The organism is Chryseobacterium sp. RR2-3-20, from assembly GCF_017808115.1.
Lineage (GTDB): Bacteria > Bacteroidota > Bacteroidia > Flavobacteriales > Weeksellaceae > Chryseobacterium > Chryseobacterium oryzae.
The window spans coordinates 27,588-51,333 of sequence record NZ_JADQBD010000009.1 but is presented as its reverse complement, the minus strand read 5'-3'; the positions used below and the strand labels follow the sequence as shown (position 1 = coordinate 51,333).

The window sequence follows — 23,746 nt, the reverse complement described above, 5'->3', positions numbered from 1 at the left end:
TTTTCTATTATTTTTGTAATTATCCCAATTTTATATTATGAAAAAAAGTCTACTATTTTTTTTATTCTTTATTTTTTACGGTAATCTAGTTTTCGCTCAGCGGGACACCGATCATTGGATTGCACCATTTTACGAAACTACGTCGCATATCGGTCGTATGCTTTACCTTTCAACAGATTCCGTACAACCTTTTGATGTTACCATATACAGTAATAACATTGCAAGAGGAACTGTAACAATAAGCAAAGGATCACCACAAACATTTACAGTACAACAGGCATTTATTAGTACAGCCAGTACCAGTGAAGCTTTTTCTGTTATCAATAAAGGTTTATATATAAAAGGTGAAAAACCATTTTATTGTACATTACGATTAGCCAGTAACACCACTCACGCAGAAATTGTGACTAGCAAAGGTAAAGCCGGGATCGGAAAAGAGTTTTTCGTAGCTACTACCCCATCTCCATACAATAGTACAACCAATAATTTCACAGCAGGAGTTCTAGCTACTGAAGACAATACTACAGTTACAGTAACTTGGGGCAACACAGCAAATATTTCTTTCTTCGGAGCTACTCCGACAACAAATACCCATACTTTTACTTTAAATAAAGGACAATCTTTTATTTTTGCCGGTTCTGGTGCTATTGCTGCAAATATGGATAAATTTACCGGAGCAAGAATAGTTTCGGATAAACCGATAACGTTAACCAATGGAAACATGAATGGGAATTTTGGGACAGCTGCTTCCAGTGGAGGTTCAGATTCTATTTTAGACCAATCAGTACCAGTAGAAAGACTTGGAAATACATTTGCAATGGTAAGAACAAGATCTAATACTGCCAATGATCTCGAAGGAGGTTTAATTATTGCAACAGAAAGCGGAACCCAAGTTTTCATCAATGGATCGGCAACACCAGCTGCTACATTAGCTCAAGGCGAGTGGTACAGAATTTCAGGAAGTAATTATATAACACAAGGATCTGGACACAGCAATATGCTCATCAGCACCAATAAAAATGTTTATTTATATCAGTTTGTTTCTGTAAATAACAATAATTACTCTTGTGGTTTCAACTATATACCACCATTAAACTGCTTTCTGCCCAGAAAAATTGATGAAATTGGAAAAATCAACGAAATGCCTGCCGGAAACTTCGGAGAAAATACTTCTCCTAGTGATACAGTTATAAAACTTAACATCCTTACAGAAACAGGTGCAACTGTTACAGTAAACGGAAATACGCCAACTGCTGCTCAAGGTCCTTTTCAACTTACAGGAAATCCTAATTGGGTAACTTATAGCTTATCCGGAGTTACAGGTAACATTACCGTAGTTTCTAACAAAGCGGTAACTGCAGGAATTAACGGAGGATTCAGCACAGCCGGATACGGAGGATATTTTTCAGGATTCTCTTCCATCCCTTTAATTGCTAAACAAACAGGTAACTGTATTCCGGGATTGATTTTGGAAGTTGATGACAGTTATGATACCTATCAATGGTTCAGAAACGACATTCCGATTGCGGGAGCAACAAACAATTCTTTCACTCCTACACAAACAGGAAATTATACCGTAAAAATTACTGTTGGATCTTGTGTTCCAGTTACTACTCCGGTATATAAAGTTTTTTCTTGTCTTGAAGAAACTTCAAAATCAAAAACTGTTTGCGAGGGCTATCTTAATATTGTACCACAATTTTCAACTTCTACTCAAAATTTCGTTCCTGGTACTGTACAAATCATAACTCCTCCAGCAAATGGATCGGTATTGGTAAATACGACTACCGGTGTTATTTCTTATACTCCAACTTATGGTTTTTCCGGTACAGACAAGATTGTTTACAAATTTTGTGGGAATGCTCCTGAATTTGTAGACTGCGAACAAGTAACTTTGAATTTAACTGTTGCTGAAAGTCCTACAGTAAATGACGCAACTCTTCGTACCTGCTTTTTAGAAAATAACATTGCGACAGGATTATTTAATCTTCCCAATGCCAATGTAACTTTGCAAACCGGGGTAACCAAAACGTATTATCCGTCTTTAACAGATGCCAATAATCAAACCAACGAAATTACCAATGCGGCAAATTATATAGCTCCTAATGGTGTTGTCTATGTAAGAGTAGCTAATGCGAACGGATGTTATCGTGTTGCTCAGATTACACTTGTAGTTTTTCCTCCAACCTTTTCTACTGTACTTCAAGATAAAGTAATATGTATAGAAAATAAAACTACATTGGATGCCGGTTCCGGATTTAGCGGATATGAATGGAGCACCGGAGCAACTACACAAACCATTACCAATGTTGGTGTGGGAACATATTGGGTAAAATTAAAAACCGGAGACTGCGTAGCTAAACAGGAAGTAAAAGTATATGCTTCTGAACAACCTGTAATCTCCAATATAGAAATATCTACGAACAACATAACCATTGATGTTGTAGGTGGCAATGCACCTTATGAATATTCAATTGACAATATTCACTGGCAAATTTCTAATAAGTTTTCAGAATTACCTAGAGGAGATATTAAAGTTTATGTGAGAGATACTTATAATTGTGTACCGACTGAAGTGAGCATCACAGTTCCTAATATCATCAATGTTATTACTCCTAACTCTGATGGTATAAATGATATATTAGATTACTCTGCATTAGCCAATAAACCTAATTTGGTATTCGATATTTTTGACAGATATGGAAACAGAATCCACAGAGGAAATAAAGAAAACGGATATCAATGGGACGGTACCACCAACGACAGAAAAAAGATTTCTACAGGAAACTATTGGTATAGTATCAGCTGGAATGAAAACAACAGAACCAAAACTCCAGTTAAATTTTCAGGTTGGATTCTTGTTAAAAACAGGGAATAGTTCTTTTCAATAAAATTTTAAAACATAAACCGCGACTTTTATCGCGGTTTTTTTTATTATTTTATAAATAATTATGCTTTTTATTGTTAAATTTGTGATAAAGTCAGATCCAATATGAAGAAAATTTTATCTTTTTTTCTTATTTTCTATATATTCTATACCTCTCTTGCACAGTTAGACAGAGAACATTGGTTTGCTCCGATGGTAGACAGAACGGGAAACCCAAATCCTTATCAAAAACTATATCTTTCAACGAACAGGGCAACTCCATTTCCTGTAAAAATTTATAACAATAATATGTTGATTGGTACAGTAACAATCAACAGGAACAATCCTCAAAAGTTTGATGTTCTAAGAGAATATATTATTACCACACAGCAGACAGATTTATTTACCCCAACTACAAAAGGACTTTATCTTCAGGCAGACTTTCCCTTTTATGCAAACTTGAGATTTTCGGTATTCAATCATGCCGAAATTATCACCTCTAAAGGAACCGCATCCAAAGGATTAACATTCCACGTAGCTTCAGCTCCTATTACCGTTAGCAATAATATTCTGAATTTTATGACCAGTATTCTTGCTACCGAAGATAATACAACGGTCACCATTTCAGGATACAAACCCACAGTACAATTTTCTAACGGATTTACTGGGGCAACCAACCCAACATTAACTTTTAACTTAAATAAAGGACAATCTTATATATTAGATGGTATTGGTGATATTACTGGAAATTTTGATGGTTTTATCGGGGCAAAAATAGTTGCTACAAAACCTGTAAATGTCACCAATGGTAATTTTAATGGACAATACGCTGGAAACCAGCCTTTAAGCTCAGATATTCTGATGGATCAGTCTGTACCTGTCAATCAACTTGGAAGTACATTCGCTTTAGTAAAAGGAAATGGAAATATCGGAAGCAATATGGAAGGAGCTTTGGTTATTGCAACCGAAGACAATACAGCCATCTATGTAAATAACGAGACTTTACCTATTACAACAATCAATACTGGACAATATTTCGTTATTCCAGATACTAAGTACATTGCACAAGGCAACGGACATTACAATATGTATATCGTAACCAATAAGAAAGCCTATGTATATCAAATGCTTGCAGGAGCATCCAATACCGGAACCGAAGTTGCCACAGGAGGCTTTAACTTCATCCCTAGTTTGAATTGTTATCTTCCTAAGCAGATTGATGAGCTAGGATTAATAAATGAAAATTTTGTTCATACCAATGCCAATCCATCGGGAATACTCAATATTCCTACAAAACTCAACCTTATCACAGAAAGAGGTGCAGTAGTGAATGTAAACGGAGCTCCTCCTCCTGCAGGAACCGGACCTTTTGATATGACAGGAACAAACAATTGGGTAACCTACGGAATACCTAATACGGTAGGAACCATAAGAATAACATCAACAAAAGCCATTACTGCAGGAATTAATGCAGGTAGTGATGCAGTGGGATATGGTGGTTTTTTTGCAGGATTCCCTACTCAACCAGTGATTATAAAGTCTGGAGGCGACTGTGTTCCAGGAATTGTTCTTACGGTGGATCCTATTATCTACGAAAACTACCAATGGTATCGCAATGGAGGTATAATTCCAGGAGCTACATTACCCACTTATACACCTACCCAATCTGGTTATTATACCTGTTCGGTTACCATGGGAAGCTGTGCTCCTCTAATTACAGAACCTTTTAAAGTTTTAAACTGTCTGAAAATTACCAATCAAACTCTTGATGTTTGTGATGTTAAAAACATCACTCCGACATTTTCTGTTTCTACACAGACTCCAGTTGCTTCAACAGTAGCAATTACGACAGCCCCAAATTTGGGAACAGCAACAATAAATACAACAACCGGTGTTATTACTTATACCTCAACAAACCCTACAGTAGCGGGAACAGACACTTTCACATATACATTTTGTGGAAACGACACTATATTCCCAGACTGCGAATCTGTAACAGTAACGATTAATATTCAACCGGTAACTGTTACCAATGCTACAATGACTTCATGTAGTGTAAATGGCTTAGGAACTTTCAATCTTACAACAGCCAATATTACTAACAATAATCCTGTAACCAAAACTTATTATACAAGTTTAACTGCAGCACAGACCGAAAATGTTGCTGGTTTAATTTCTGCTCCTACATCTTATTCGGCACCGGCAGGAACAATTGTATATGTTGTTGTTAAAAATCCTGCAGGCTGTAAAAACATTGCACTAATTACCCTTAATCACTATCCAACAATCAATATATTACCCAATCACAATAATGCTTTATGTGATGAAAATTTTGATGGCATTGTAAATGTTGTTTTATCGGATATTACCCCAATTATTCTAACTAATTCCACGTATTTCACCAATGTAAAGTATTATGCCAGTCTTTCGGATGCAATGAATAATACCAACAATACATTACCGAATAACTGGAGCTACTCTACCAATACAACCATATATGTAAGAGTAGAATCTCCCGATGGATGTGGAGCTGTTGTTCAGTGGGTTTCTTTCAGTATTGGAGGCAAAGTTCCACTCCTTACAACATTGCTTGTACAAAATTATTGTGATGATGATCTTGACGGAACCAAACAGGTAAACTTATCACAGTTCATCAGTCAGTTTACCACAGATCCACAGGTTTCGGCGAGTTACCATGCAAGTTTAGCCGATGCTCAGAACAATGTATCACCCATTAACGGAGCAGTTACGCTCACAGGTACAAAAACTTATTATATCCGATTTACAAAACCAGGATTATGTGCTGAATTTGCCACTTTAAGAATCACCCTTAAAACTCCAAAAAAATCTGAAATATTAAAAGATAAAGTTATATGCCCAAAAACTCTAACTACATTAGATGCAGGATCGGGCTTCTCTTCTTACTTATGGAGTACAGGGGCTACAACAAAATCTATCTCTAATGTTTCTACGGGGAATTATTGGGTAGAACTGACGTTTGATGGATGTGTTTATAAACAATTTGTAAATGTATCAGATTCGGTTTTACCAGTAATAACTTCCATCGAAATTAACGGAACTACAGTAACCGTAGGAGTAAGTGGCGGAAACCCCTCCTACGAATACTCGCTAGATGGCTTTATCTGGCAAAATTCTAACGTATTTACAAATGTAACACGAGGAACTTACACAGTATACGTGAGAGACTCTTTAAAATGCAACATCGTAAAAGAAGATTTTGTCATCATCGACCTCATCAATACTATTACCCCAAATGGTGACGGCAGAAATGATGTAATTAATTACTCTTCGTTGATGAACAAAAAAAATCTTGAATTTAGAATTTTTGATCGTTATGGTGCCGAAGTTTTCCGTGGTACGCCCAACAATAATTTTACATGGGACGGAAATATGAAAGGTAGACCAGTGCCTACCGCCACATATTGGTATTTCATCAGCTGGACAGAGTTAGGGAATATAACTACAGTAAAATATTCCAGCTGGCTGTTGGTAAAACATAGGAATAACAATCTGTGGGACAAATAATTATTAGGTCATTAACATTTCATTTTAAAGTTTAATAAAATTTTAACCCTTATTCGGGTAAATATCAGTGATCGCTTCTGTATTCTTATGTATTTTTGCATGAGATATGAATAAAATTTTAATTATTTGTTTTTTTATTTTCTTGGGTAAAATAAATGCACAGGTTTTTTCCGGTGAAGTATTCCTGAGAGATAATTCGATGCTATATCTTAATCAGGTATATGTTACCAATCTCAATAAGCTTAAAACAGTGCTTACGACTTATAACGGAGATTTTAAATTAGCAGCAGAACCTGGAGATGTCATACGTTTTACTTCAATTATTACGGAAAGAAAAGATATAAAACTAACCCCTCAAATGCTGAACTCCAATAATCTGATAGAACTAAAAATTGCTTATCAGGATATTCAGGAAGTGGTTATCAACAGATTCAGACCTACAGGAAATTTAAGATACGATGTAAATTCAATCCGTAAGGATGATAAATCACTGGCTATAAAAAAAGCAATCGGACTTCCCGAACCCAAAGGAGACGGAACTCCGCAAGAACTTCCTATAGCCAGTTTCAGAGATGGTGGTCTTTCACTTAGTATAGAAAGTATTTTTGATGCATTATCTGGGGAAAGAAAGAAGAAACAGAGACTCGTTGCGTACGAAAGAATGTCTAATTCTGTTACTCAAATAAAAAATTACTTGGGTAAAGATTATTTTACCCGCTTCAAAATCCCTGAAAATCTTATTGATAATTTTTTACAGTTTGTTTACACCTCAGAAAATATTGAAGTTTTTGTGCAGACAGGCAATTTCGAGGCAGTAAAACTCCCTATTGAAAAATATCTTCCTATTTATCAAAAAAGATTAAAAAATTCTCATTTACAGGAAGTAATCAATTAAAAAATCATTTACAGTTCAAAATATAAATAAGTTTTAATCTATATACTGATGTTCCTTTTTTTGAATTTCTCTATTTTTATAAAAAATTTTGAGTTTTTTTGAGAATTTTATGAATGATTTCAGTAATCAATTTTAAATATCAATGAAAAAATTAGTTTTAATTTTTATAACATTATTCTCTGTACTCTACTCTGCCCAAAAGCAAAATAAAGACTACAGAGATATTCTTAAGAGTAAAAGCATATACGAGATTAATGCCTTTCTGAGAGATGCACATCCGGATGATCCTCGCAGATCTGTTCTTAAACCCAGAGTAATGAGTTTAATGAAAGAGTACATCGCAGATGCTGCTCCCGGCGATAGAAAAGTAAGAGAAATGCAGGAAAATCTCGCAAGACTGAAGAGAGGAAATTCTACTAAAATATCTTTCGAAGAATATAATGCTAAAATTAAGCAAAAACAGATATTAAAATATCAAAAGCAGCTACAAGTGGGTCAGGCAGCGATTGTTTATACTAAAAGTTCTCCAAAGAATGTATATATTGAAAACTCGGAATCTGCAAAAAATACAACCATCGCAATTCCTGACACCGAAGCAGCAGAATTTAATATGCTAATGGCAGAAAACCCTGCTGAACATAAAGATAAGACCGTAAAAATTCTTAATTCACTCTTTGATAACGATCCTAATTCTAAAGAATGCATTATACTTATCCAGAATAAATCGGATTGTAATATTATCGTTAGAATAGACGGGGTTGGAAACACAAAATACAGACTTCCTGTTCCTGCTCAGTCGGATAATTCTATAGTTGTACAAAAAGGAGATTACCTTCTTTCGAGTATCGTTTGTGGCGCCCAGTATGCATCACAAAAAACCATCCAAAAACCTTTAATGGTTGCTTTAGGAAGCTCTTCAAAATAATCGGTTCACCATCAAATTAAAAATTTTTATGCTGCATAATTTTCGTAATTTTGCAGCATTTCATTTATAATTCATGGGCAAAAATAAACTAAGAAGATTCGCAGAAAACAAGATATTACCTAATGTCATTCAACCAACCAGAGATGAAGTTCTTAATGGTTTTGAATTGAAAGGAAAATGGAGAGATCATTTCTTTAAAAATAACCAACCCATCGTTCTCGAATTAGGTTGCGGAAAAGGCGAATATTCTGTAGGACTCGCTAAAACATTTACTGATAAGAATTTTATCGGAATTGATATTAAAGGGGCAAGATTCTGGTTTGGAGCCAAAGAAGCTGTAGAAAATAACATGAAAAATGTAGCTTTTTTACGTTCTCAAATAGAATTGGTAGATTATTATTTTGCTGAAAATGAAGTAGATGAAATCTGGATTACTTTTCCCGATCCGCAAATTAAATATAAAAGAACCAAACACAGACTCACCCACCCCGATTTTCTGGAGCGTTACAAAAAATTCTTAAAACCGGGAGGCATTATCCATCTAAAAACAGATTCAGAATTTCTCCACGGCTACACATTAGGATATTTACAGGGTGCTGGTTACGAAATCATAAGTGCTCACCACGACATTTATGGTGCATTGGAGTACGATCCAGAAACGCCACATTTACGTGATATAAAAACACATTATGAAGAGCTTTTCTCGTCTAAAGGCAAAACCATCACTTACATAAAATTCAAAATAAATTAAAGAAATATTACTTTAATGAGAAAAAATTGGTTATTGGCTATTGTATTCGGTCTTTTTATTTCTTCATGTGCCTCCAACTCGGCTAATGAAGAGATTTTGAAAAGCAATAACATTCAGGAAATAGAAAAATATTTGTCTCAGACACATCCTGAAGATCCTAAACGCAGAATTCTGAAGCAACATCTTATTGCTATTAAAAATGCAGAATGGACAAAGGGAAGAAAAGATGCTAAGCCTATGGAAGCAAGACCGCTTTTTTTTAATCTGCCAGACTTAGCTTCTACGAAAAAAAACACAGAGGCAAGAGATGAACTTTTCCGAAAACTGATGGCGGAAACTCCAGAGGAGCATCAAGAAAAAACAGTAAAACTTCTGAATACATTATTTAATAAAGACATTAACAGTAATGAAGTTATTCTTCTTATTAAAAATAATTCTGACTGTAATTTGGTCTTAGAAATTTCGGGAAAAAAATTTTATAATTTACCCGTTCCTTCTAAAGGAGAGAATTCTATTGTCGTAAATAAAGATAATTACAGTTTATCGGGAAGTCTTTGCGATGTAATGTATCAAAACAAAAAAGAAATCAATAAAAGCTTTATTATGGTTTTGAACAACCCTGGATATAATGAAAATATAGACAGATTAGAAAAATCGCCAAATTTAAAAAGCACAGTTAAAAAAAGGAATACATACAAATCTAAAAGAAGAGCTTAATCCATAAAAAAACCGCTGAATTTCAGCGGTTTTACTTATTTTAAAGATTAAAATCTTAATTATTCAGCAGAATCGAAATCTGCATCTTTATCAGCAGAAACTACTTCTCCTTCTTCTTTAGATTTTTCTTTATCAGCTTTTCTTTGAGACTGACCTTCTTTGATAGAGTCTGAAACAACGCTCAACAACATATCAATAGATTTAGAAGCATCATCATTTCCTGGGATTACGAAATCCACTTTTCTAGGATCAGAGTTAGTATCAACGATACCGAAAACTGGGATACCCAATTTTTTAGCTTCAGTTACTGCGATGTGCTCTCTCATAATGTCAACTACAAAAATAGCTGAAGGAAGACGAACCATGTCTGCGATAGATCCTAAGTTTTTCTCAAGTTTAGCTCTTTGACGATCCACTTGTAATCTCTCTTTTTTAGATAAAGTTTCGAAAGTACCATCTTTCTTCATTTTATCGATAGCGTTCATTTTTTTAACCGCTTTTCTGATAGTCACGAAGTTAGTTAGCATTCCACCTGGCCATCTTTCTGTGATGTAAGGCATATTAAGTTCTGAAGCGTGTTTTGCTACAACTTCTTTCGCTTGCTTTTTAGTCGCTACGAAAAGAACTTTTTTACCAGAAGAAGTGATTTTTTCCAAAGCTTGACAAGCCTCGTCCAATTTCACTGCTGTTTTATGTAAATCTATGATGTGAATACCGTTTTTCTCCATGAAAATGTATGGAGCCATATTTGGATTCCACTTTCTAGTCATGTGACCGAAGTGTACGCCAGCCTCTAAAAGGTCTTTTACATTTGCTTTTGCCATGTTTTCTTGTTTTTTGTTAGTTTACTTTCCGCTTTTCGGCAATCAACTTTACTTTAGATGGGAGTAGAGTTTGGATGCTAAACGTAACGGGCAATAGGCGTTGGGCTTTTTGCTTATAGCAATAGGCTTCTTGCCAGATTAACTTTAATAAATGATTTGAAAAAATCTGTAGCCAATAGCATAAAGCCATTCGCCAACAGAAAGTCTTAACGTTTTGAGAATTGGAATTTCTTTCTCGCTTTTTTCTGACCTGGTTTCTTTCTTTCCACCATTCTTGCGTCTCTTGTAAGTAAACCAGCTGGTTTTAAAACCAATCTAAATTCAGCATTAATTTCGCAAAGAGCTCTAGAAATCCCTAATCTGATAGCTTCAGCCTGACCTGTATTTCCACCTCCGAAAACGTTTACAGTAACATCGTACTGACCAACAGTTTCAGAAAGGATGAACGGCTGGTTCAATTTGTAAACCATAACGTCTGTAGAGAAATATTCTTTAGCATCTTTACCGTTTACCGTAATGTTACCAGCACCTGGTTTTACATAAACTCTTGCTACAGAAGTTTTTCTTCTACCAATTTTGTGAACTATAGACATAATTAATTATTTAATTTCGTTAACATTAATTGTTTTTGGCTGTTGAGCTTCGTGCTTGTGTTCAGTTCCTTCATATAAATAAAGGTTCTTCAACAATGCAGATCCTAATCTGTTTTTTGGAAGCATACCTTTTACAGATTTTTCCAATACTTTTAAAGAATCTTTTTTCTGAAGTTCTGCAGCTGTCATAGACTTTTGACCACCAGGATACCCTGTATGCCAGATATAAGTCTTATCGTTCCACTTGTTTCCGGAAAGGGTTACTTTCCCAGCATTCAAAACAATAACATTATCACCACAATCTACGTGAGGTGTAAAGTTTGCTTTGTGCTTACCTCTCAAAATCTTTGCAACCTTAGAAGCAAGTCTTCCTAACGGTTGTCCTTCAGCGTCTACCACAACCCATTCTTTATTAGCAGTAGCTTTGTTCGCTGAAACAGTTTTGTAACTTAATGTATTCACACGTTTTAGTTAAAGATTAAACATAATTTTCCCCTAAAAGGGTGTGCAAAGGTACAAATATTTTTCTATTCTGAAAATATATTTTCAATTAAAGTATTGAAAATAATGATAATAAGGATATTATCTAGAATCAAATTGATTAAAAATGAAGCCTTTAATTTCTTAAAAGCTGTTGTATTACAGTTGAAAAGCTCAAAAAATTTAGTTGCGCAAAGATTTACTTGCCCTGAAGCTTGCAATTAAATAATAAGCAACAAAAACAGTAGAAAACTTTAAAATGGATGGTATTGCCTTTTCAAGATTGAATATCAGCGCTCCTATCACCACCAAAAGCGCCATTACACCAAATGAAGAACCCATTTTTTGAAGTAAAGAAAATTTTGGATTATCTAAAAAATAAGCCATTCCCCACGCAAGACCGAATGCAATAGCATAATATACTTCCAGCCCAACATGCTCCCCGTCTACAAATAAATAATTAATTAAAAAACTGATGACCGTACCCAATGTAAAATAGACGAATGATTTTTTCATATAAAAAATTTTATTACAAAATTAAAAAAGCATCAACTAGCAAAAACATCACACATTAAGAGCCTGTTTAAATTTTATTTAACATTTTTTATAGCCTTTTTCATAAATTTCTTAATTAAGAAATCAATAAAATGCTTTTTTAAAGTTTTTTAAGCAAAAAGGTCTTAATTCCTTAACGGAAAAAATAAATTATATTTTTAAACAAGCCTCTAAAAAAAAGAAACTGTTTTTCAACAGTTTCTTTTTATAATTATCTTTCTTTAAATTCTTTCGAATAAATTTTCACAAAGCGTTGGTCAACATACAAAAAATCAACAGGTAAATAATACAAAACAGAAGTTCCTAATAAAGATTTATGAATTCCACTAATTTCTTTACTACAAAGACTAACTTTATCATATTTATAAAAATCTATTTTATTCAGCACGAAATAAACGAATTCTGAACAGTACATTTTATCATGATTTTCAAAATCAAATGAAAAATCAAACTTTATAGGAGAAGAGTTAAGACTATCAACTGTAAACTTTATCTTTGATAATTGTTGACTAGATAATTGAAAATTACTTTTCCAAATCTCAGCTCCTGTAATATTTTCATCTTCATCATCAAAGAAACCTTTTAAATCTGAGATCCAGAAATCGTTTTTAATATTCCTTCCCTTTTTCTTCAATAAATGAAAAACATTAAATTCATTGTGGTTAGACACAACACCAATACTCACATGAGACATCGTTGACCCATATTGATTATAAGACTGAGCAACTATACCATTTTTAGTATCAGTTTTCCTATAAATAATATACAAAAAATTCTTTTCTGGATTGACATTATTTATGATATCTGTACTAATTTGTTCTTTTGAAGAACAGCAAGAAAATAAAATCAGTATTATTAAATATTTCCACATCAAAACCTAACTAAGCCAACAGATATAGCAGCATAGTTATTTAACTTTTGTTTATTGGAATAACCATATTGAAAAGTATCTGCATAATATGAAAACTCTATTGACATATTAGCTTTATCCGAAACAGCTATTTCGGTTCCCAATTTAACGCCTATTAAAAAATTCCCTCCTTTATCATTTATTAAATTTGAATAACTCGCATCAAAATCAACATCATTATCGATTTTTGAGCTAATTTTATAGGTTGGCATTATACCAACACCTGAGTAAAACGTATTTGCACTTTTTCCAATTACATTTACTTTAAGACTTACTGGCAAAACCAAATTCACATTATTAACATGAGTCTGATTTAATAAATTACCGGAATTATTAATAAATCCAACACCAGTTTCCAAAGATATAAAAGAGCCTAAACTTTTATTGTAAGAAACAATTCCTGATATAGAATTCATATTAAATCTCCCAATATTATTTATCGAAAAATCCGAATAACCTACTCCAAACTTCGCATTCAAAGTACTATTCACCCTTGACTGATTAGCATCTTGCGAATACAAAATATTAATTATCAAAACTAACAAGGAAACAATTGTTTTTTTTAAATTCTCATTCATAAAATTCTGTTATTTAAAAATATCAGCAACAAGCCCTACCGCAAATCCTACAACATAACCCACTAAAGGACCAGCCGGCATAAACGCAAAACCTATTGCCATTCCAACATTACCAAAGGTAATCGCTGAATACAATGTATTATTGTCAAAATTCCTACTTTGTAATGTCACAACAGGATTATCTTTGAGATAAGCAAGCAAATCAGTATTAGCTATAATCACATTATCAAGAAATTTTTTTTCTTTTTCCGACAAAGAACTATATCTTGTATCATTAGTACAAGAAGAAATATCCTCAAACTTTTCCGTCCTCAACAATTGCTCTATTACAAAATCTGAAAAGCCTATTTGTCTATACAACGCCTCAGTACCATTCTCATTTGCAAAGTGAATACCTGACAAAACTTCAGAAACAAAACTTACACTTACAACACCCTCGCCCTCTAATTCAACCTCAGACATCGCGTTGTCAATCATACCCTGTGTAATCTCTGTATTTGACTTAATACCACTTTGAGCTAAATAATCCGACAACATAACAGCTGAACCAGTCAAACCTGTCGTACTGCGACCATAAGCTTTAAAAGAATCAACACTTTTCACATTACTAACCTCTTCAGAATTTGCTTCAAGTATTGAATTTTGACATCCAGTAAGAAAAAAAGACATGGCTACTGAAGAAGTGAAATAAAATATTTTTTTCATAGGTTATTTTTTCACAAAAAAAAGAAAAAAAAATAAACAAAGAAAAAAAATCAACATGATATTTATCATATATTTTACAATAATGATTTTTCTAGTCCAAGAATTTCTAAAGATAAGAGATACAAATCAAACAACTAAAAACAAAATAAAGGTTGTTATTTTATTATTATATTTGGAAATTAAGAAATTTTCTAAATCTTTTATGGAAACCCAAAAATACACCCCAAAAAATAAAGTAAGAATTGTTACAGCCGCCTCGTTGTTCGATGGGCACGATGCTGCGATTAATATCATGCGCCGTGTCATCCAGGGCACCGGATGCGAAGTTATCCACCTCGGTCACGACAAATCTGCAGAAGAAGTGGTGAATACCGCCATTCAGGAAGATGCCAATGCCATTGCCCTTACATCTTACCAAGGTGGTCACAACGAATATTTTAAATACATCTACGATCTTCTGAGAGAAAAAAACTCGCCACAAATCAAGATTTTTGGCGGCGGTGGCGGCGTGATCTTGCCAGAAGAGATTAAAGATCTGATGGATTACGGCATCGACAGAATTTATTCTCCCGACGATGGTCGCGAACTCGGATTACAAGGGATGATTGATGATCTGGTAAACCGCTCGGACTTTGCCACAGGCAAAGATGTAGAAGCAAAAGATCTGGACAGCATCAGTTTTGAAAACCCGACAAGTATTGCCAAAATCATCTCTGCGGTAGAAAACTTCTCCGAAGAAAAACCAGATTTGGTAGCTGCTATCAACGAAAAATCAAAAGACCTTAACATCCCAATTATTGGTATCACAGGCACTGGCGGCGCGGGAAAATCTTCTTTAACAGATGAATTGGTAAGGCGTTTTATCCGCTCAAATCCGGAAAAAAAGATTGCTATTATTTCTATCGACCCTTCTAAAAAGAAAACCGGAGGCGCACTTTTGGGAGACAGAATCCGTATGAACGCCATCAATGACCCAAGAGTTTACATGCGCTCTATGGCGACGAGAGAGAACAACGTTTCTGTTTCGCCCTTCATCCATTCTGCTTTAAATGTTTTGAAATTGGCACATCCTGATGTTATCATTTTAGAAACTTCGGGTATCGGACAATCTGGCTCAGAAGTTTCAGACTTTGCGGATGTTTCTATGTACGTGATGACGCCTGAATATGGTGCATCTACACAGTTAGAGAAAATCGACATGTTAGATTACGCCGATTTGGTGGCACTAAACAAATCTGATAAACGGGGCGCTTTGGATGCACTACAAGCGGTGAGAAAACAGTTCCAAAGAAATCATTTATTATGGGAGCAGCCATTGGACGAAATGCCAGTCTATGCGACCAAAGCATCGCAGTTCAACGATCACGGCACCACTGAATTATACAACAGATTGGTGTCTAAAGTGAATGATAAATTTGCTGATTTGGATTTAAAAACATTTGTTGAACAAGAAATTACCGATGAAGTAACGATTATCCCTCCCAAAAGAGTCCGTTACCTTTCTGAAATTGTTGAAAACAACAGACAGTATGACGAAAACGTTGAAAAACAAGCGGAATTAGCCCGAAAAATGTATCATATTGATGGGGTTAAAAAAATCATTTCCAACGAAACTTTAGACGCCGAATATCAAAAAGCCGAGAAAGAACTTCAACAAGAAAACATTGACTTCCTAAAAACTTGGGATGATACGAAAAAGGCGTTCCACGAAGAGTTTTATTCCTACTTCGTAAGAGGAAAAGAAATTAAGGTGGAGACCTCAACAGAATCTTTATCTCATCTTAGAATTCCGAAAATTGCATTACCAAAATACAATGATTGGGGCGATCTTATCCAATGGAAAGGTCAGGAAAATCTCCCGGGGAGCTTCCCTTACACTGCAGGGATTTATCCTTTCAAAAGAACTGGAGAAGACCCAACGAGAATGTTCGCTGGGGAAGGTGGACCGGAAAGAACCAACAGAAGATTCCACTACGTTTCTGCAGAAATGCCGGCAAAACGTTTATCAACAGCATTTGATAGTGTGACGTTATACGGACAAGACCCGGCTTTACCACCGGATATTTATGGTAAAATCGGGAATGCGGGCGTTTCGATTGCCACGCTGGATGATGCTAAAAAACTATATTCAGGTTTTGATTTGGTAAATGCATTGACGTCGGTATCGATGACGATTAATGGACCGGCTCCGATGCTGTTGGCGTTTTTTATGAATGCTGCCATCGACCAGAATGTTGAAAAATACATTGCTGAACATCATTTAGAAGCTAAAGTCGAAGCTGTTTTAAAAGCAAAATTTGACGACAAAGGTTTAGAAAGACCAAAATATAACGGAGAACTGCCACCTTCTAATAACGGATTAGGTTTAAAATTATTGGGTATAACGGGTGATGAAGTGATCCCTGCCAATGCTTATGCAGAAATTAAGGCTAAAACCATCGCAACCGTCCGCGGAACAGTTCAGGCTGATATTTTAAAAGAAGATCAAGCACAAAACACCTGTATTTTCTCGACTGAATTCGCTTTGAGATTGATGGGTGACGTTCAAGAATATTTCATCAAAGAAAAGGTAAGAAATTTCTACTCCGTTTCTATTTCGGGGTATCATATTGCAGAAGCGGGCGCCAATCCGGTTTCTCAGTTGGCATTTACTTTGGCAAATGGTTTCACGTATGTCGAATATTATCTGTCAAGAGGGATGGATATCAATGATTTTGCACCAAACCTTTCTTTCTTCTTCTCCAACGGTATCGACCCAGAATATTCGGTTATTGGTCGTGTGGCGAGAAGAATCTGGGCAAAAGCCATGAAACTGAAATACGGTGCCGATGAAAGAAGCCAAATGTTGAAATACCATATCCAGACCTCTGGACGTTCGCTTCACGCTCAGGAAATTGATTTTAACGATATCAGAACAACGCTTCAGGCTTTGTACGCCATCTACGACAACTGTAATTCTTTGCACACGAATGCTTATGACGAAGCTATTACGACACCGACCGAACAATCTGTGCGACGAGCGATGGCGATTCAGTTAATTATCAATAAAGAATTAGGCTTAGCGAAAAACGAAAATCCGTTGCAAGGTTCATTTATTATAGAAGAATTAACCGATTTGGTGGAAGAAGCCGTTTATGCAGAGTTCGACAGAATTACCGAAAGAGGCGGTGTTTTGGGCGCGATGGAAACGATGTATCAGCGTTCTAAAATCCAGGAAGAATCGATGCATTACGAATGGCTGAAACACACCGGAGAATATCCAATTATCGGTGTGAATACCTTTTTAGGAAAAGATGGCTCGCCAACGGTACTTCCGGGGGAAGTGATCCGCTCGACTGAGGAGGAAAAGCAATTCCAGATTGAGATGCTTCATAATTTCCAAAAATCAAACGAAGATAAATCGGCTGAAGCACTTAAAACCTTACAATACGCCGCGATTAATCAGCAAAACCTATTCGAAGTAATGATGGATGCTGTAAAATATTGTTCACTTGGGCAGATTACCAATGCGCTTTTTGAAGTGGGCGGTAAATATAGAAGAAATATGTAACGGCAGGGCCGTAGCCAATTATTGACTACTAAATGTTTTACATAATTGTAAATAGACCTCAGAGAATTTCCTTTGAGGTTTTTTGTATATTAGTATCCGTTAAAAATGATCTATGAAAAAGCTAATTACAATTACAATCTCACTCTATTTTATTTGTTTTCTAAATTCTTGTGGTACTACAGCAAATACTTCTGAAAAAAGCGAAATGACTAAAAACGCTGAAGCATTACAGAAAAAGCAGGACGCAACAAAAATTGAAATTGACTGGAATAATAATTACGGTAAACCAGGTAAGTAAACCTGATAAAAATAATCTGGTTTTTTGATTACAAAACAACTTTGAATTACCCTGAATTTCTGAATTATAAACTTTTTCTTATTTTAGAGAAAGTAAAAACACCTTATGAAATTCTCCCTTGCCTTGGTTTCTTTATTTATATTTTTATTTTCTTGTCAAAAGGTCGAAAATTCCGGAATTTATAATAAAAAAAACATCGCCGATTCTGCAGTTAATGCTTATCAGCAAAAAATATATTCGTCGCAAATAGATTCTGTTGTTAATAAATACCACTTCAATGGAAGTATAGGAATTTTTAAGGACAGCATAGAATTATACCGCAAAAATACAGGCTATTCAGATTTTGAAACTAAAAATAAAATCAACAATTCCACCATATTTTCCATTGCATCAATCAGCAAACAGTTTACCGCAGTTTTGATATTACTACAAGTAGAGCAAGGAAAAATCACACTAGATGATAAAGTTTCGAAATATCTTAAAGATTTCAAGACCAAAGAATATGAAAACATTTCTATCTGCCAGCTTTTAAACCACAGTTCAGGATTAAATAATTTTGGAGAAAAGCTTGTTTTTCAAAATGGCTCAGGATTCCACTATTCTAATGACGGTTACAATGCATTAGGTAAGATAATAGAAACTGTTTCCGGAAAATCTTTCGATGAAAATATGCTAAGATTATTCGAAAAAACCGGAATGAAAAATTCTTTTACAGGAACTTCCTTCAACGGAAAAAATTTCGCTCACACTTACATTAGAAATCATAAAACTCAGAAAATAGTGAATGGCATGCCCAAAAGATTAGCCAATAAGGAAATCGGAATTCCCGCAGGCGGCGTCTTATCTACTATTGATGATTTACATATTTGGAATAATGCTTTGTATAGCGGGAAAATTATCGATGCAGAAACCTTAAAAAAATTCATGCAAAAAAGTACAGAAAGAAAGCATCCTATTTTCGGAACAATGGGTTATGGATTGGGCATTATGACGAATAATCATTTACCACTCTCCTACTTCCACAGTGGATATGTAAAAGGCGCGCCATCACTCAATATTTATTATCCCAAAACGAAAACTTCTATTATTATTCTATCCAATCTTGCTGATGAGGAAAAAGGCAAATCTGCCTCTTTTTCAGTTCATAAAAAGATTAAAGAAATTGCTGATATTTTAGAAACTGCACCGTAAACTTAAAAATTGATTTCAAAAAAGGACGAATTAAATCAAACCTCTTTTATGTTTTTTCAGCTTGAATTTTCTGAAAAAAATAAAATAATCTTAAATCTCAATAATTAAATCTAAAGTACGTTTTTAGCCATTTAAAAATTTCTCATATTTTTTTATTTCTAAAAATTCTCCTGAATATAAGGATAAACATTCTTCATTGTTTTAATGTATTTCTGCTGAAACACAATTACAATTACTTCAAAGTAAATAAATAGAAAGAGTATAATTTTAGCAGCGATATCTTTTGAAGATAACGAACTCATAAATCCACTGTCTATTTCTAAGCCCAAACTGAAAGTCCATAAAAAAGAAACCGGAAAAAAGAATAACCTTCCTAAAGATTGATAAGGCGAAATAGGCAACGTCTGAAAACGTCCCAAATCTTTATATAGTTTTCTATTTTGCCAAAAAATAAGTATCGGTATCGTCACAAGTGATATTATAAATAAGCAAAACAAGACATGAAATATATAAAATGGAATTATAACAGAAGCCATCCAAATAAAACCCGAAGTTGCAAATGCTACCCAAACTGCCTGTTTAAAAACCGGATAAATTTTATTATTTGCCGATTTTTTAATAAAGTCTGAAGTATCTTCCAACGAAAAATTTCCATCCCACTTCAATTTTAAATCATCATGCCAGGAAATAATAGCAGCATTGAATGCATCATTAAATGAAAGATTTTTTTCAGATTGAAGATGATTAATTTGACTTACAAAATGATCTTCAACCTCCATAAGCAAATCCACAGGAAGTTTTTTAGCAATTAGATAATTTCTTACTTCAGTTTTTTCTTCTATAGTCATACGATTGCAATATTTAATTTTTGTGTCCTCATAAAAAGCAGTTGTACTTGTACGCACACCGCAAAAACCAGAAAAATCTGATTATAAGAAACTTCCCAGAAAAATCTATTTTTACTCACAAAATACACGATTGAAAATACCAAAACCCCCAAAAGCATATTTCTTACAATTAAAGGGTGATAAGAAAGCTGCATATACTCTTTTATACTCATTTTTTTGAACAAAAAATTATAGAGCAATACCAAAAAGCATAAACCTGCCAAAATCATTACCATCACCACAAGAAAATCAGGATTTATATAGTTTAAAATCGCAGCCAATAAGGTTATTAAAATAGAGTTAGTAGTAATTTTACGATATTTGCTGCCCAAAGATTTCTTTTCTATTCTGGATATTTTTTTAAATGAAAATAAACTTAACGGAACCATTTCAAGCTCATGTTCCCACTTTATTTTCACCTGAGTAAATGCTTGTTGAAAACCAATCCCATTCTTCATCAAATCTGAAATTTGCATGATAAAATGATCATACACTTCAATTAATATAATACGACTTACAATTCTTTTTTTAAGATAATTCTGTACTTCGAGAATTTCATTTTTTTCCATACTTATATTAGTTTAAAATCTGCAATTGCTTTAATGTTCTTTTATGTTCTAAAAAATTTATAATTCCGAAAACAAATAAAACAATAAGGCTGAATCTATATAAAGAAATTGCAATGAGCACAAAAACTGAAACATCTTTTCCTGAAATAAAAAATTGATATAATAAATCTCCCCCTTTAATCAGACTTTGAATTTGTCCCATTGAGCAAACTACCATTAAAATGAGATTCTGCTGATAAAACGAATAATTAATTCTTCCTTTATAAACAAAACTCTTTTTAAAGTAGTTGATGTATTTAAAATTCAGACAAAAAAGAATTATCGGAATGGATAATAATAAAGAATTGATTGCTATATAATAAATCCTGTACGTTTCCAGACTATCCGCAAAGAAAACCATTACAAGGCTCAATACAAAAAACAACGATCCAATAAGTAAAGATTGTATAATAATTGGCTGAAATTTATTCTTAATAATAGTTTTTGCGATTTTAGGCATTTTTTGTCTGCCATAAAAAAACCAGTATGTTGTTGGAGTTAGATTATTCTCCCAAATTTCTTTAACTTTTGAAAAAGCTTCATCAAAATTAACTGTATTACTGCACATACAATCTTCCACCTGCAAAATGATGTGATCTTTTATTTCCAGCAAAATATCTAAAGAAAGGTTTTTAGATATTAAATACTGCTCAATCTGCAATTTTTGTTCAGAAGAAATCATATATCGAAAATGGTTTTCAGATTAAACAAATAAGATCTCATTTCGTCTTCCTGAGTTGCCTGCTGCTTTTTCCCTTTCTCGGTAAGCAAGTAATATTTTCTGCTTCTTCCGTTTATTTCCTGCACTTCAGAAGTAATAATTCCGTCTGCTTCCAGTTTATGTAATAGTGGATATAATGCTCCTTCAGTCATTTCCAGCTCACCTTCCGTTAATTCTTTTGCACGCTGCGTAATTTGATAGCCATACATTTTAACTTCTTTTGAAAGTAGTTTTAAAATAATATTCTGGAGCGTTCCTTTATAAAGACTGTTCTTTTTCATTCTTCAAACAATACCTTACAAATCTATGCATAATTTTCTTATGTATTCGAAAATTCAGAGAAAAAATTTCAAAGCAGTATCTTTGCATTAATGGTTTCAACAGAAAAAATAATTTTAGGCATAGATCCCGGAACTGCTGTAATGGGATTCGGATTGATTTCGGTAATAAAAGGAAAAATGGAAATGATTTCCATCCACGAATTGATTTTAAAGAAATATCCCAATCACGAAACTAAGCTGAAATATATTTTTGATAAAACTTTAGCCCTGATTGACGAATTCCACCCCGACGAAGTAGCTTTGGAAGCACCATTTTACGGCAAAAATGTACAATCTATGCTTAAGCTGGGAAGAGCTCAGGGAGTTGCGATGGCGGCAAGTTTACACAGAAACATTCCCATCACCGAATATTCTCCCAAAAAGATAAAAATGGCAATTACCGGCAACGGAAATGCCAGCAAAGAACAAGTAGCAGGGATGCTTCAAAACCTTTTAAATCTAAAAGAATTTCCAACCAAATATCTGGATGCATCGGATGGATTGGCGGTAGCGGTTTGTCATCACTTCAACTCCGGAAGTTTATCGGATACCAAATCGTATTCGGGTTGGGAAAGTTTTCTGAAACAAAACCCGGATAGATTAAAATAAATGTACATGAACACCCAAATTTTAAAGTTTTTGAACGATTTTCACTCTGTATACAATATTTTTTTGTTTGATTTCGTAAAAGTATTACATTTGCAACTCATTAAAGGAGAGATTACGATGTTCTTTTAAATTTTTTAAAAACCAATTTAAAATTATCTCAGACTCCTTTTCAGGCTAAAAATTTATATCATGCCGGATTTGAAAATTCAGGAAGCCAAGCTGCTTTTTAATAAAATTCGCTCAAACCCAAAAAGTTATGATTTAAAAACTAGTACGGAAGGAATCACAGGCAGCGATGAAAGAATTAGTTTCAGACTTTATAGGAATGGTGAGAGAAGCGTTTTTGAAGTTACCATAGATGGTCTCACATTTTCCAACTCTACCGGAGAATGGAACAATGCGATGATTATGCTGGATAATATCATCAAAAAAATAGATAAAGAAACCGAAAATATTAAAGTACAACAGGCGTTAGATAAGCTTAAAAAGTACCTTTCGGAAGAAATTTAAAGAAAATTAAAAAAAGTTAAAAATAAATTTGGTGGGTAACAAATAAGTTTATAAATTTGCACTCACATTTGAACGATATGGCAAATCATAAATCAGCACTTAAGAGAATAAGACAAAACGAAGTTAGAAAAGTTCGTAACAGATACTATCACAAGACTGCAAGAACTGCAATGAAAGTCTTGAGAAATGAAGAAAACAAAGCAGCTGCATCTGAGCAATTGCCAAAAGTTATCTCTTTATTGGATAAGTTAGCAAAGAAAAACATTATTCACAAGAATAAAGCAGCTAACTTAAAAAGCAAATTAACTAAACACGTTAATAATTTAGCGTAATTATATAGTAGGCCCGTTCGTCTATCGGTTAGGACCTCAGATTTTCATTCTGGTAAGAGGGGTTCGATTCCCCTACGGGCTACTAATTTTAAGAGTTGATACTTATAAAAACAAAATCTAACACATAATTTTGATTATGGAAGATAGAGGGCCCGTTCGTCTATCGGTTAGGACCTCAGATTTTCATTCTGGTAAGAGGGGTTCGATTCCCCTACGGGCTACAAAAAAGGATTGTTATTTTTAATAACAATCCTTTTTTATTTAATTATGATTTGAGATTAGAGCATTTTATTTATGAGTTAAACTCTAACAATTTGGTTATTTTAAATATAAGAAAAATGCTTCAAAAAAGATGTTGTAATTATATAATTTCTG

At 34.0% G+C, this 23,746-nt stretch carries 23 protein-coding genes and 2 tRNA genes; 14 read left to right on the top strand and 11 right to left on the bottom strand.

From position 1 onward, the window contains the following. The first annotated feature begins 37 nt into the window (after nt 1–37). The 6 genes from IV513_RS03990 (at nt 38) to IV513_RS03965 (ending at nt 9,700) form a co-directional block, all read left to right on the top strand. On the top strand, nt 38–2,878 hold the full coding sequence (locus IV513_RS03990) for a gliding motility-associated C-terminal domain-containing protein (protein ID WP_209389218.1): 2,841 nt from the start codon (nt 38–40) through the stop codon (nt 2,876–2,878). 114 nt (nt 2,879–2,992) lie between these two features. Beyond that, nucleotides 2,993–6,412: a T9SS type B sorting domain-containing protein gene (locus IV513_RS03985; protein WP_209389217.1), complete on the top strand. Its 3,420-nt coding sequence runs from the start codon at nt 2,993–2,995 to the stop codon at nt 6,410–6,412. Nucleotides 6,413–6,518: 106 nt separating this feature from the next. Continuing rightward, nucleotides 6,519–7,307, top strand: coding sequence for a hypothetical protein (locus IV513_RS03980; protein ID WP_209389216.1), 789 nt, complete (start codon nt 6,519–6,521; stop codon nt 7,305–7,307). 142 nt (nt 7,308–7,449) lie between these two features. After that, the gene (locus IV513_RS03975; RefSeq protein ID WP_209389215.1) at nt 7,450–8,232 is read left to right on the top strand and encodes a DUF6759 domain-containing protein; all 783 of its coding nucleotides are present in this window, start codon (nt 7,450–7,452) and stop codon (nt 8,230–8,232) included. A gap of 73 nt (nt 8,233–8,305) precedes the next feature. Further along, nucleotides 8,306–8,983 (top strand): tRNA (guanosine(46)-N7)-methyltransferase TrmB, encoded by a 678-nt coding sequence (trmB, locus tag IV513_RS03970; RefSeq protein ID WP_209389214.1) that lies wholly within the window; start codon nt 8,306–8,308, stop codon nt 8,981–8,983. Nucleotides 8,984–8,998: 15 nt separating this feature from the next. Further along, the gene (locus IV513_RS03965) at nt 8,999–9,700 is read left to right on the top strand and encodes a DUF6759 domain-containing protein (protein ID WP_209389213.1); all 702 of its coding nucleotides are present in this window, start codon (nt 8,999–9,001) and stop codon (nt 9,698–9,700) included. Nucleotides 9,701–9,759: 59 nt separating this feature from the next. Here the strand turns inward: IV513_RS03965 and rpsB are convergent, their stop codons facing one another. The 7 genes from rpsB to IV513_RS03930 all read right to left on the bottom strand — a co-directional run bounded on the left by rpsB (nt 9,760) and on the right by IV513_RS03930 (nt 14,345). After that, the gene (gene rpsB, locus IV513_RS03960) at nt 9,760–10,524 is read right to left on the bottom strand and encodes a 30S ribosomal protein S2 (protein WP_209389212.1); all 765 of its coding nucleotides are present in this window, start codon (nt 10,522–10,524) and stop codon (nt 9,760–9,762) included. Nucleotides 10,525–10,730: 206 nt separating this feature from the next. Then, complete coding sequence (rpsI, locus tag IV513_RS03955) at nt 10,731–11,117, bottom strand: 30S ribosomal protein S9 (RefSeq protein ID WP_209389211.1); 387 nt, start codon at nt 11,115–11,117, stop codon at nt 10,731–10,733. A gap of 6 nt (nt 11,118–11,123) precedes the next feature. Continuing rightward, nucleotides 11,124–11,579: a 50S ribosomal protein L13 gene (gene rplM, locus IV513_RS03950; RefSeq protein WP_089744155.1), complete on the bottom strand. Its 456-nt coding sequence runs from the start codon at nt 11,577–11,579 to the stop codon at nt 11,124–11,126. Nucleotides 11,580–11,780: 201 nt separating this feature from the next. Beyond that, complete coding sequence (locus IV513_RS03945) at nt 11,781–12,113, bottom strand: hypothetical protein (RefSeq protein WP_209389210.1); 333 nt, start codon at nt 12,111–12,113, stop codon at nt 11,781–11,783. A 250-nt stretch (nt 12,114–12,363) separates the two neighbouring features. Next, on the bottom strand, nt 12,364–13,023 hold the full coding sequence (locus IV513_RS03940; RefSeq protein ID WP_209389209.1) for a YiiX/YebB-like N1pC/P60 family cysteine hydrolase: 660 nt from the start codon (nt 13,021–13,023) through the stop codon (nt 12,364–12,366). Further along, nucleotides 13,023–13,640 carry a hypothetical protein gene (locus IV513_RS03935; protein WP_209389208.1) on the bottom strand — a complete coding sequence of 206 codons (618 nt, stop codon included), beginning with the start codon at nt 13,638–13,640 and terminating at the stop codon, nt 13,023–13,025. The genes IV513_RS03940 and IV513_RS03935 overlap by 1 nt, the downstream gene beginning before the upstream one ends. A 9-nt stretch (nt 13,641–13,649) precedes the next feature. Next, complete coding sequence (locus IV513_RS03930) at nt 13,650–14,345, bottom strand: hypothetical protein (protein ID WP_209389207.1); 696 nt, start codon at nt 14,343–14,345, stop codon at nt 13,650–13,652. A gap of 202 nt (nt 14,346–14,547) precedes the next feature. Between IV513_RS03930 and IV513_RS03925 the strand changes: the two genes are divergently transcribed. The 3 genes from IV513_RS03925 to IV513_RS03915 all read left to right on the top strand — a co-directional run bounded on the left by IV513_RS03925 (nt 14,548) and on the right by IV513_RS03915 (nt 19,384). Further along, nucleotides 14,548–17,895 (top strand): methylmalonyl-CoA mutase family protein, encoded by a 3,348-nt coding sequence (locus IV513_RS03925; RefSeq protein ID WP_209389206.1) that lies wholly within the window; start codon nt 14,548–14,550, stop codon nt 17,893–17,895. 112 nt (nt 17,896–18,007) lie between these two features. Beyond that, nucleotides 18,008–18,193: a hypothetical protein gene (locus IV513_RS03920; protein WP_209389205.1), complete on the top strand. Its 186-nt coding sequence runs from the start codon at nt 18,008–18,010 to the stop codon at nt 18,191–18,193. 105 nt (nt 18,194–18,298) lie between these two features. Then, nucleotides 18,299–19,384: a serine hydrolase gene (locus IV513_RS03915; protein ID WP_209389204.1), complete on the top strand. Its 1,086-nt coding sequence runs from the start codon at nt 18,299–18,301 to the stop codon at nt 19,382–19,384. Between the two features lie 158 nt (nt 19,385–19,542). On the opposite strand, the gene IV513_RS03910 is transcribed toward IV513_RS03915, so the two are convergent. From IV513_RS03910 to IV513_RS03895, 4 genes are read right to left on the bottom strand one after another with little or no spacing between them, the layout of a single operon-like run. Further along, nucleotides 19,543–20,232: a hypothetical protein gene (locus IV513_RS03910; RefSeq protein WP_209389203.1), complete on the bottom strand. Its 690-nt coding sequence runs from the start codon at nt 20,230–20,232 to the stop codon at nt 19,543–19,545. Then, entirely contained in the window at nt 20,229–20,840 is a 612-nt protein-coding gene (locus IV513_RS03905) for a hypothetical protein (protein WP_209389202.1), read from the bottom strand. The genes IV513_RS03910 and IV513_RS03905 overlap by 4 nt, the downstream gene beginning before the upstream one ends. 7 nt (nt 20,841–20,847) lie before the next feature. Continuing rightward, on the bottom strand, nt 20,848–21,561 hold the full coding sequence (locus IV513_RS03900; protein WP_209389201.1) for a hypothetical protein: 714 nt from the start codon (nt 21,559–21,561) through the stop codon (nt 20,848–20,850). Next, entirely contained in the window at nt 21,558–21,881 is a 324-nt protein-coding gene (locus IV513_RS03895; protein ID WP_209389200.1) for a PadR family transcriptional regulator, read from the bottom strand. The genes IV513_RS03900 and IV513_RS03895 overlap by 4 nt, the downstream gene beginning before the upstream one ends. A 90-nt stretch (nt 21,882–21,971) precedes the next feature. Between IV513_RS03895 and ruvC the strand changes: the two genes are divergently transcribed. The 5 genes from ruvC to IV513_RS03870 all read left to right on the top strand — a co-directional run bounded on the left by ruvC (nt 21,972) and on the right by IV513_RS03870 (nt 23,592). Next, nucleotides 21,972–22,529 (top strand): crossover junction endodeoxyribonuclease RuvC, encoded by a 558-nt coding sequence (ruvC, locus tag IV513_RS03890; RefSeq protein WP_209389199.1) that lies wholly within the window; start codon nt 21,972–21,974, stop codon nt 22,527–22,529. Between the two features lie 189 nt (nt 22,530–22,718). Beyond that, nucleotides 22,719–23,039, top strand: coding sequence for a hypothetical protein (locus tag IV513_RS03885; RefSeq protein WP_209389198.1), 321 nt, complete (start codon nt 22,719–22,721; stop codon nt 23,037–23,039). Between the two features lie 77 nt (nt 23,040–23,116). Continuing rightward, nucleotides 23,117–23,371 (top strand): 30S ribosomal protein S20, encoded by a 255-nt coding sequence (rpsT, locus tag IV513_RS03880; protein WP_209389197.1) that lies wholly within the window; start codon nt 23,117–23,119, stop codon nt 23,369–23,371. A gap of 10 nt (nt 23,372–23,381) precedes the next feature. Then, nucleotides 23,382–23,453, top strand: a tRNA-Glu gene (locus IV513_RS03875). A 67-nt stretch (nt 23,454–23,520) separates the two neighbouring features. Further along, nucleotides 23,521–23,592: transfer RNA gene (locus tag IV513_RS03870), tRNA-Glu, on the top strand. Nucleotides 23,593–23,746: the final 154 nt, after the last annotated feature.

Excerpts from the sequence above, each read along its gene's own strand:
- IV513_RS03990 (WP_209389218.1), top strand. The coding sequence starts at position 38 with ATGAAAAAAAGTCTACTATTTTTTTTATTCTTTATTTTTTACGGTAAT.
- IV513_RS03985 (WP_209389217.1), top strand. The coding sequence starts at position 2,993 with ATGAAGAAAATTTTATCTTTTTTTCTTATTTTCTATATATTCTATACC.
- IV513_RS03980 (WP_209389216.1), top strand. The coding sequence starts at position 6,519 with ATGAATAAAATTTTAATTATTTGTTTTTTTATTTTCTTGGGTAAAATA.
- IV513_RS03975 (WP_209389215.1), top strand. The coding sequence starts at position 7,450 with ATGAAAAAATTAGTTTTAATTTTTATAACATTATTCTCTGTACTCTAC.
- trmB (WP_209389214.1), top strand. The coding sequence starts at position 8,306 with ATGGGCAAAAATAAACTAAGAAGATTCGCAGAAAACAAGATATTACCT.
- IV513_RS03965 (WP_209389213.1), top strand. The coding sequence starts at position 8,999 with ATGAGAAAAAATTGGTTATTGGCTATTGTATTCGGTCTTTTTATTTCT.
- rpsB (WP_209389212.1), bottom strand. The coding sequence starts at position 10,524 with ATGGCAAAAGCAAATGTAAAAGACCTTTTAGAGGCTGGCGTACACTTC.
- rpsI (WP_209389211.1), bottom strand. The coding sequence starts at position 11,117 with ATGTCTATAGTTCACAAAATTGGTAGAAGAAAAACTTCTGTAGCAAGA.
- IV513_RS03945 (WP_209389210.1), bottom strand. The coding sequence starts at position 12,113 with ATGAAAAAATCATTCGTCTATTTTACATTGGGTACGGTCATCAGTTTT.
- IV513_RS03940 (WP_209389209.1), bottom strand. The coding sequence starts at position 13,023 with ATGTGGAAATATTTAATAATACTGATTTTATTTTCTTGCTGTTCTTCA.
- IV513_RS03935 (WP_209389208.1), bottom strand. The coding sequence starts at position 13,640 with ATGAATGAGAATTTAAAAAAAACAATTGTTTCCTTGTTAGTTTTGATA.
- IV513_RS03930 (WP_209389207.1), bottom strand. The coding sequence starts at position 14,345 with ATGAAAAAAATATTTTATTTCACTTCTTCAGTAGCCATGTCTTTTTTT.
- IV513_RS03925 (WP_209389206.1), top strand. The coding sequence starts at position 14,548 with ATGGAAACCCAAAAATACACCCCAAAAAATAAAGTAAGAATTGTTACA.
- IV513_RS03920 (WP_209389205.1), top strand. The coding sequence starts at position 18,008 with ATGAAAAAGCTAATTACAATTACAATCTCACTCTATTTTATTTGTTTT.
- IV513_RS03915 (WP_209389204.1), top strand. The coding sequence starts at position 18,299 with ATGAAATTCTCCCTTGCCTTGGTTTCTTTATTTATATTTTTATTTTCT.
- IV513_RS03910 (WP_209389203.1), bottom strand. The coding sequence starts at position 20,232 with ATGACTATAGAAGAAAAAACTGAAGTAAGAAATTATCTAATTGCTAAA.
- IV513_RS03905 (WP_209389202.1), bottom strand. The coding sequence starts at position 20,840 with ATGGAAAAAAATGAAATTCTCGAAGTACAGAATTATCTTAAAAAAAGA.
- IV513_RS03900 (WP_209389201.1), bottom strand. The coding sequence starts at position 21,561 with ATGATTTCTTCTGAACAAAAATTGCAGATTGAGCAGTATTTAATATCT.
- IV513_RS03895 (WP_209389200.1), bottom strand. The coding sequence starts at position 21,881 with ATGAAAAAGAACAGTCTTTATAAAGGAACGCTCCAGAATATTATTTTA.
- ruvC (WP_209389199.1), top strand. The coding sequence starts at position 21,972 with ATGGTTTCAACAGAAAAAATAATTTTAGGCATAGATCCCGGAACTGCT.
- IV513_RS03885 (WP_209389198.1), top strand. The coding sequence starts at position 22,719 with ATGCCGGATTTGAAAATTCAGGAAGCCAAGCTGCTTTTTAATAAAATT.
- rpsT (WP_209389197.1), top strand. The coding sequence starts at position 23,117 with ATGGCAAATCATAAATCAGCACTTAAGAGAATAAGACAAAACGAAGTT.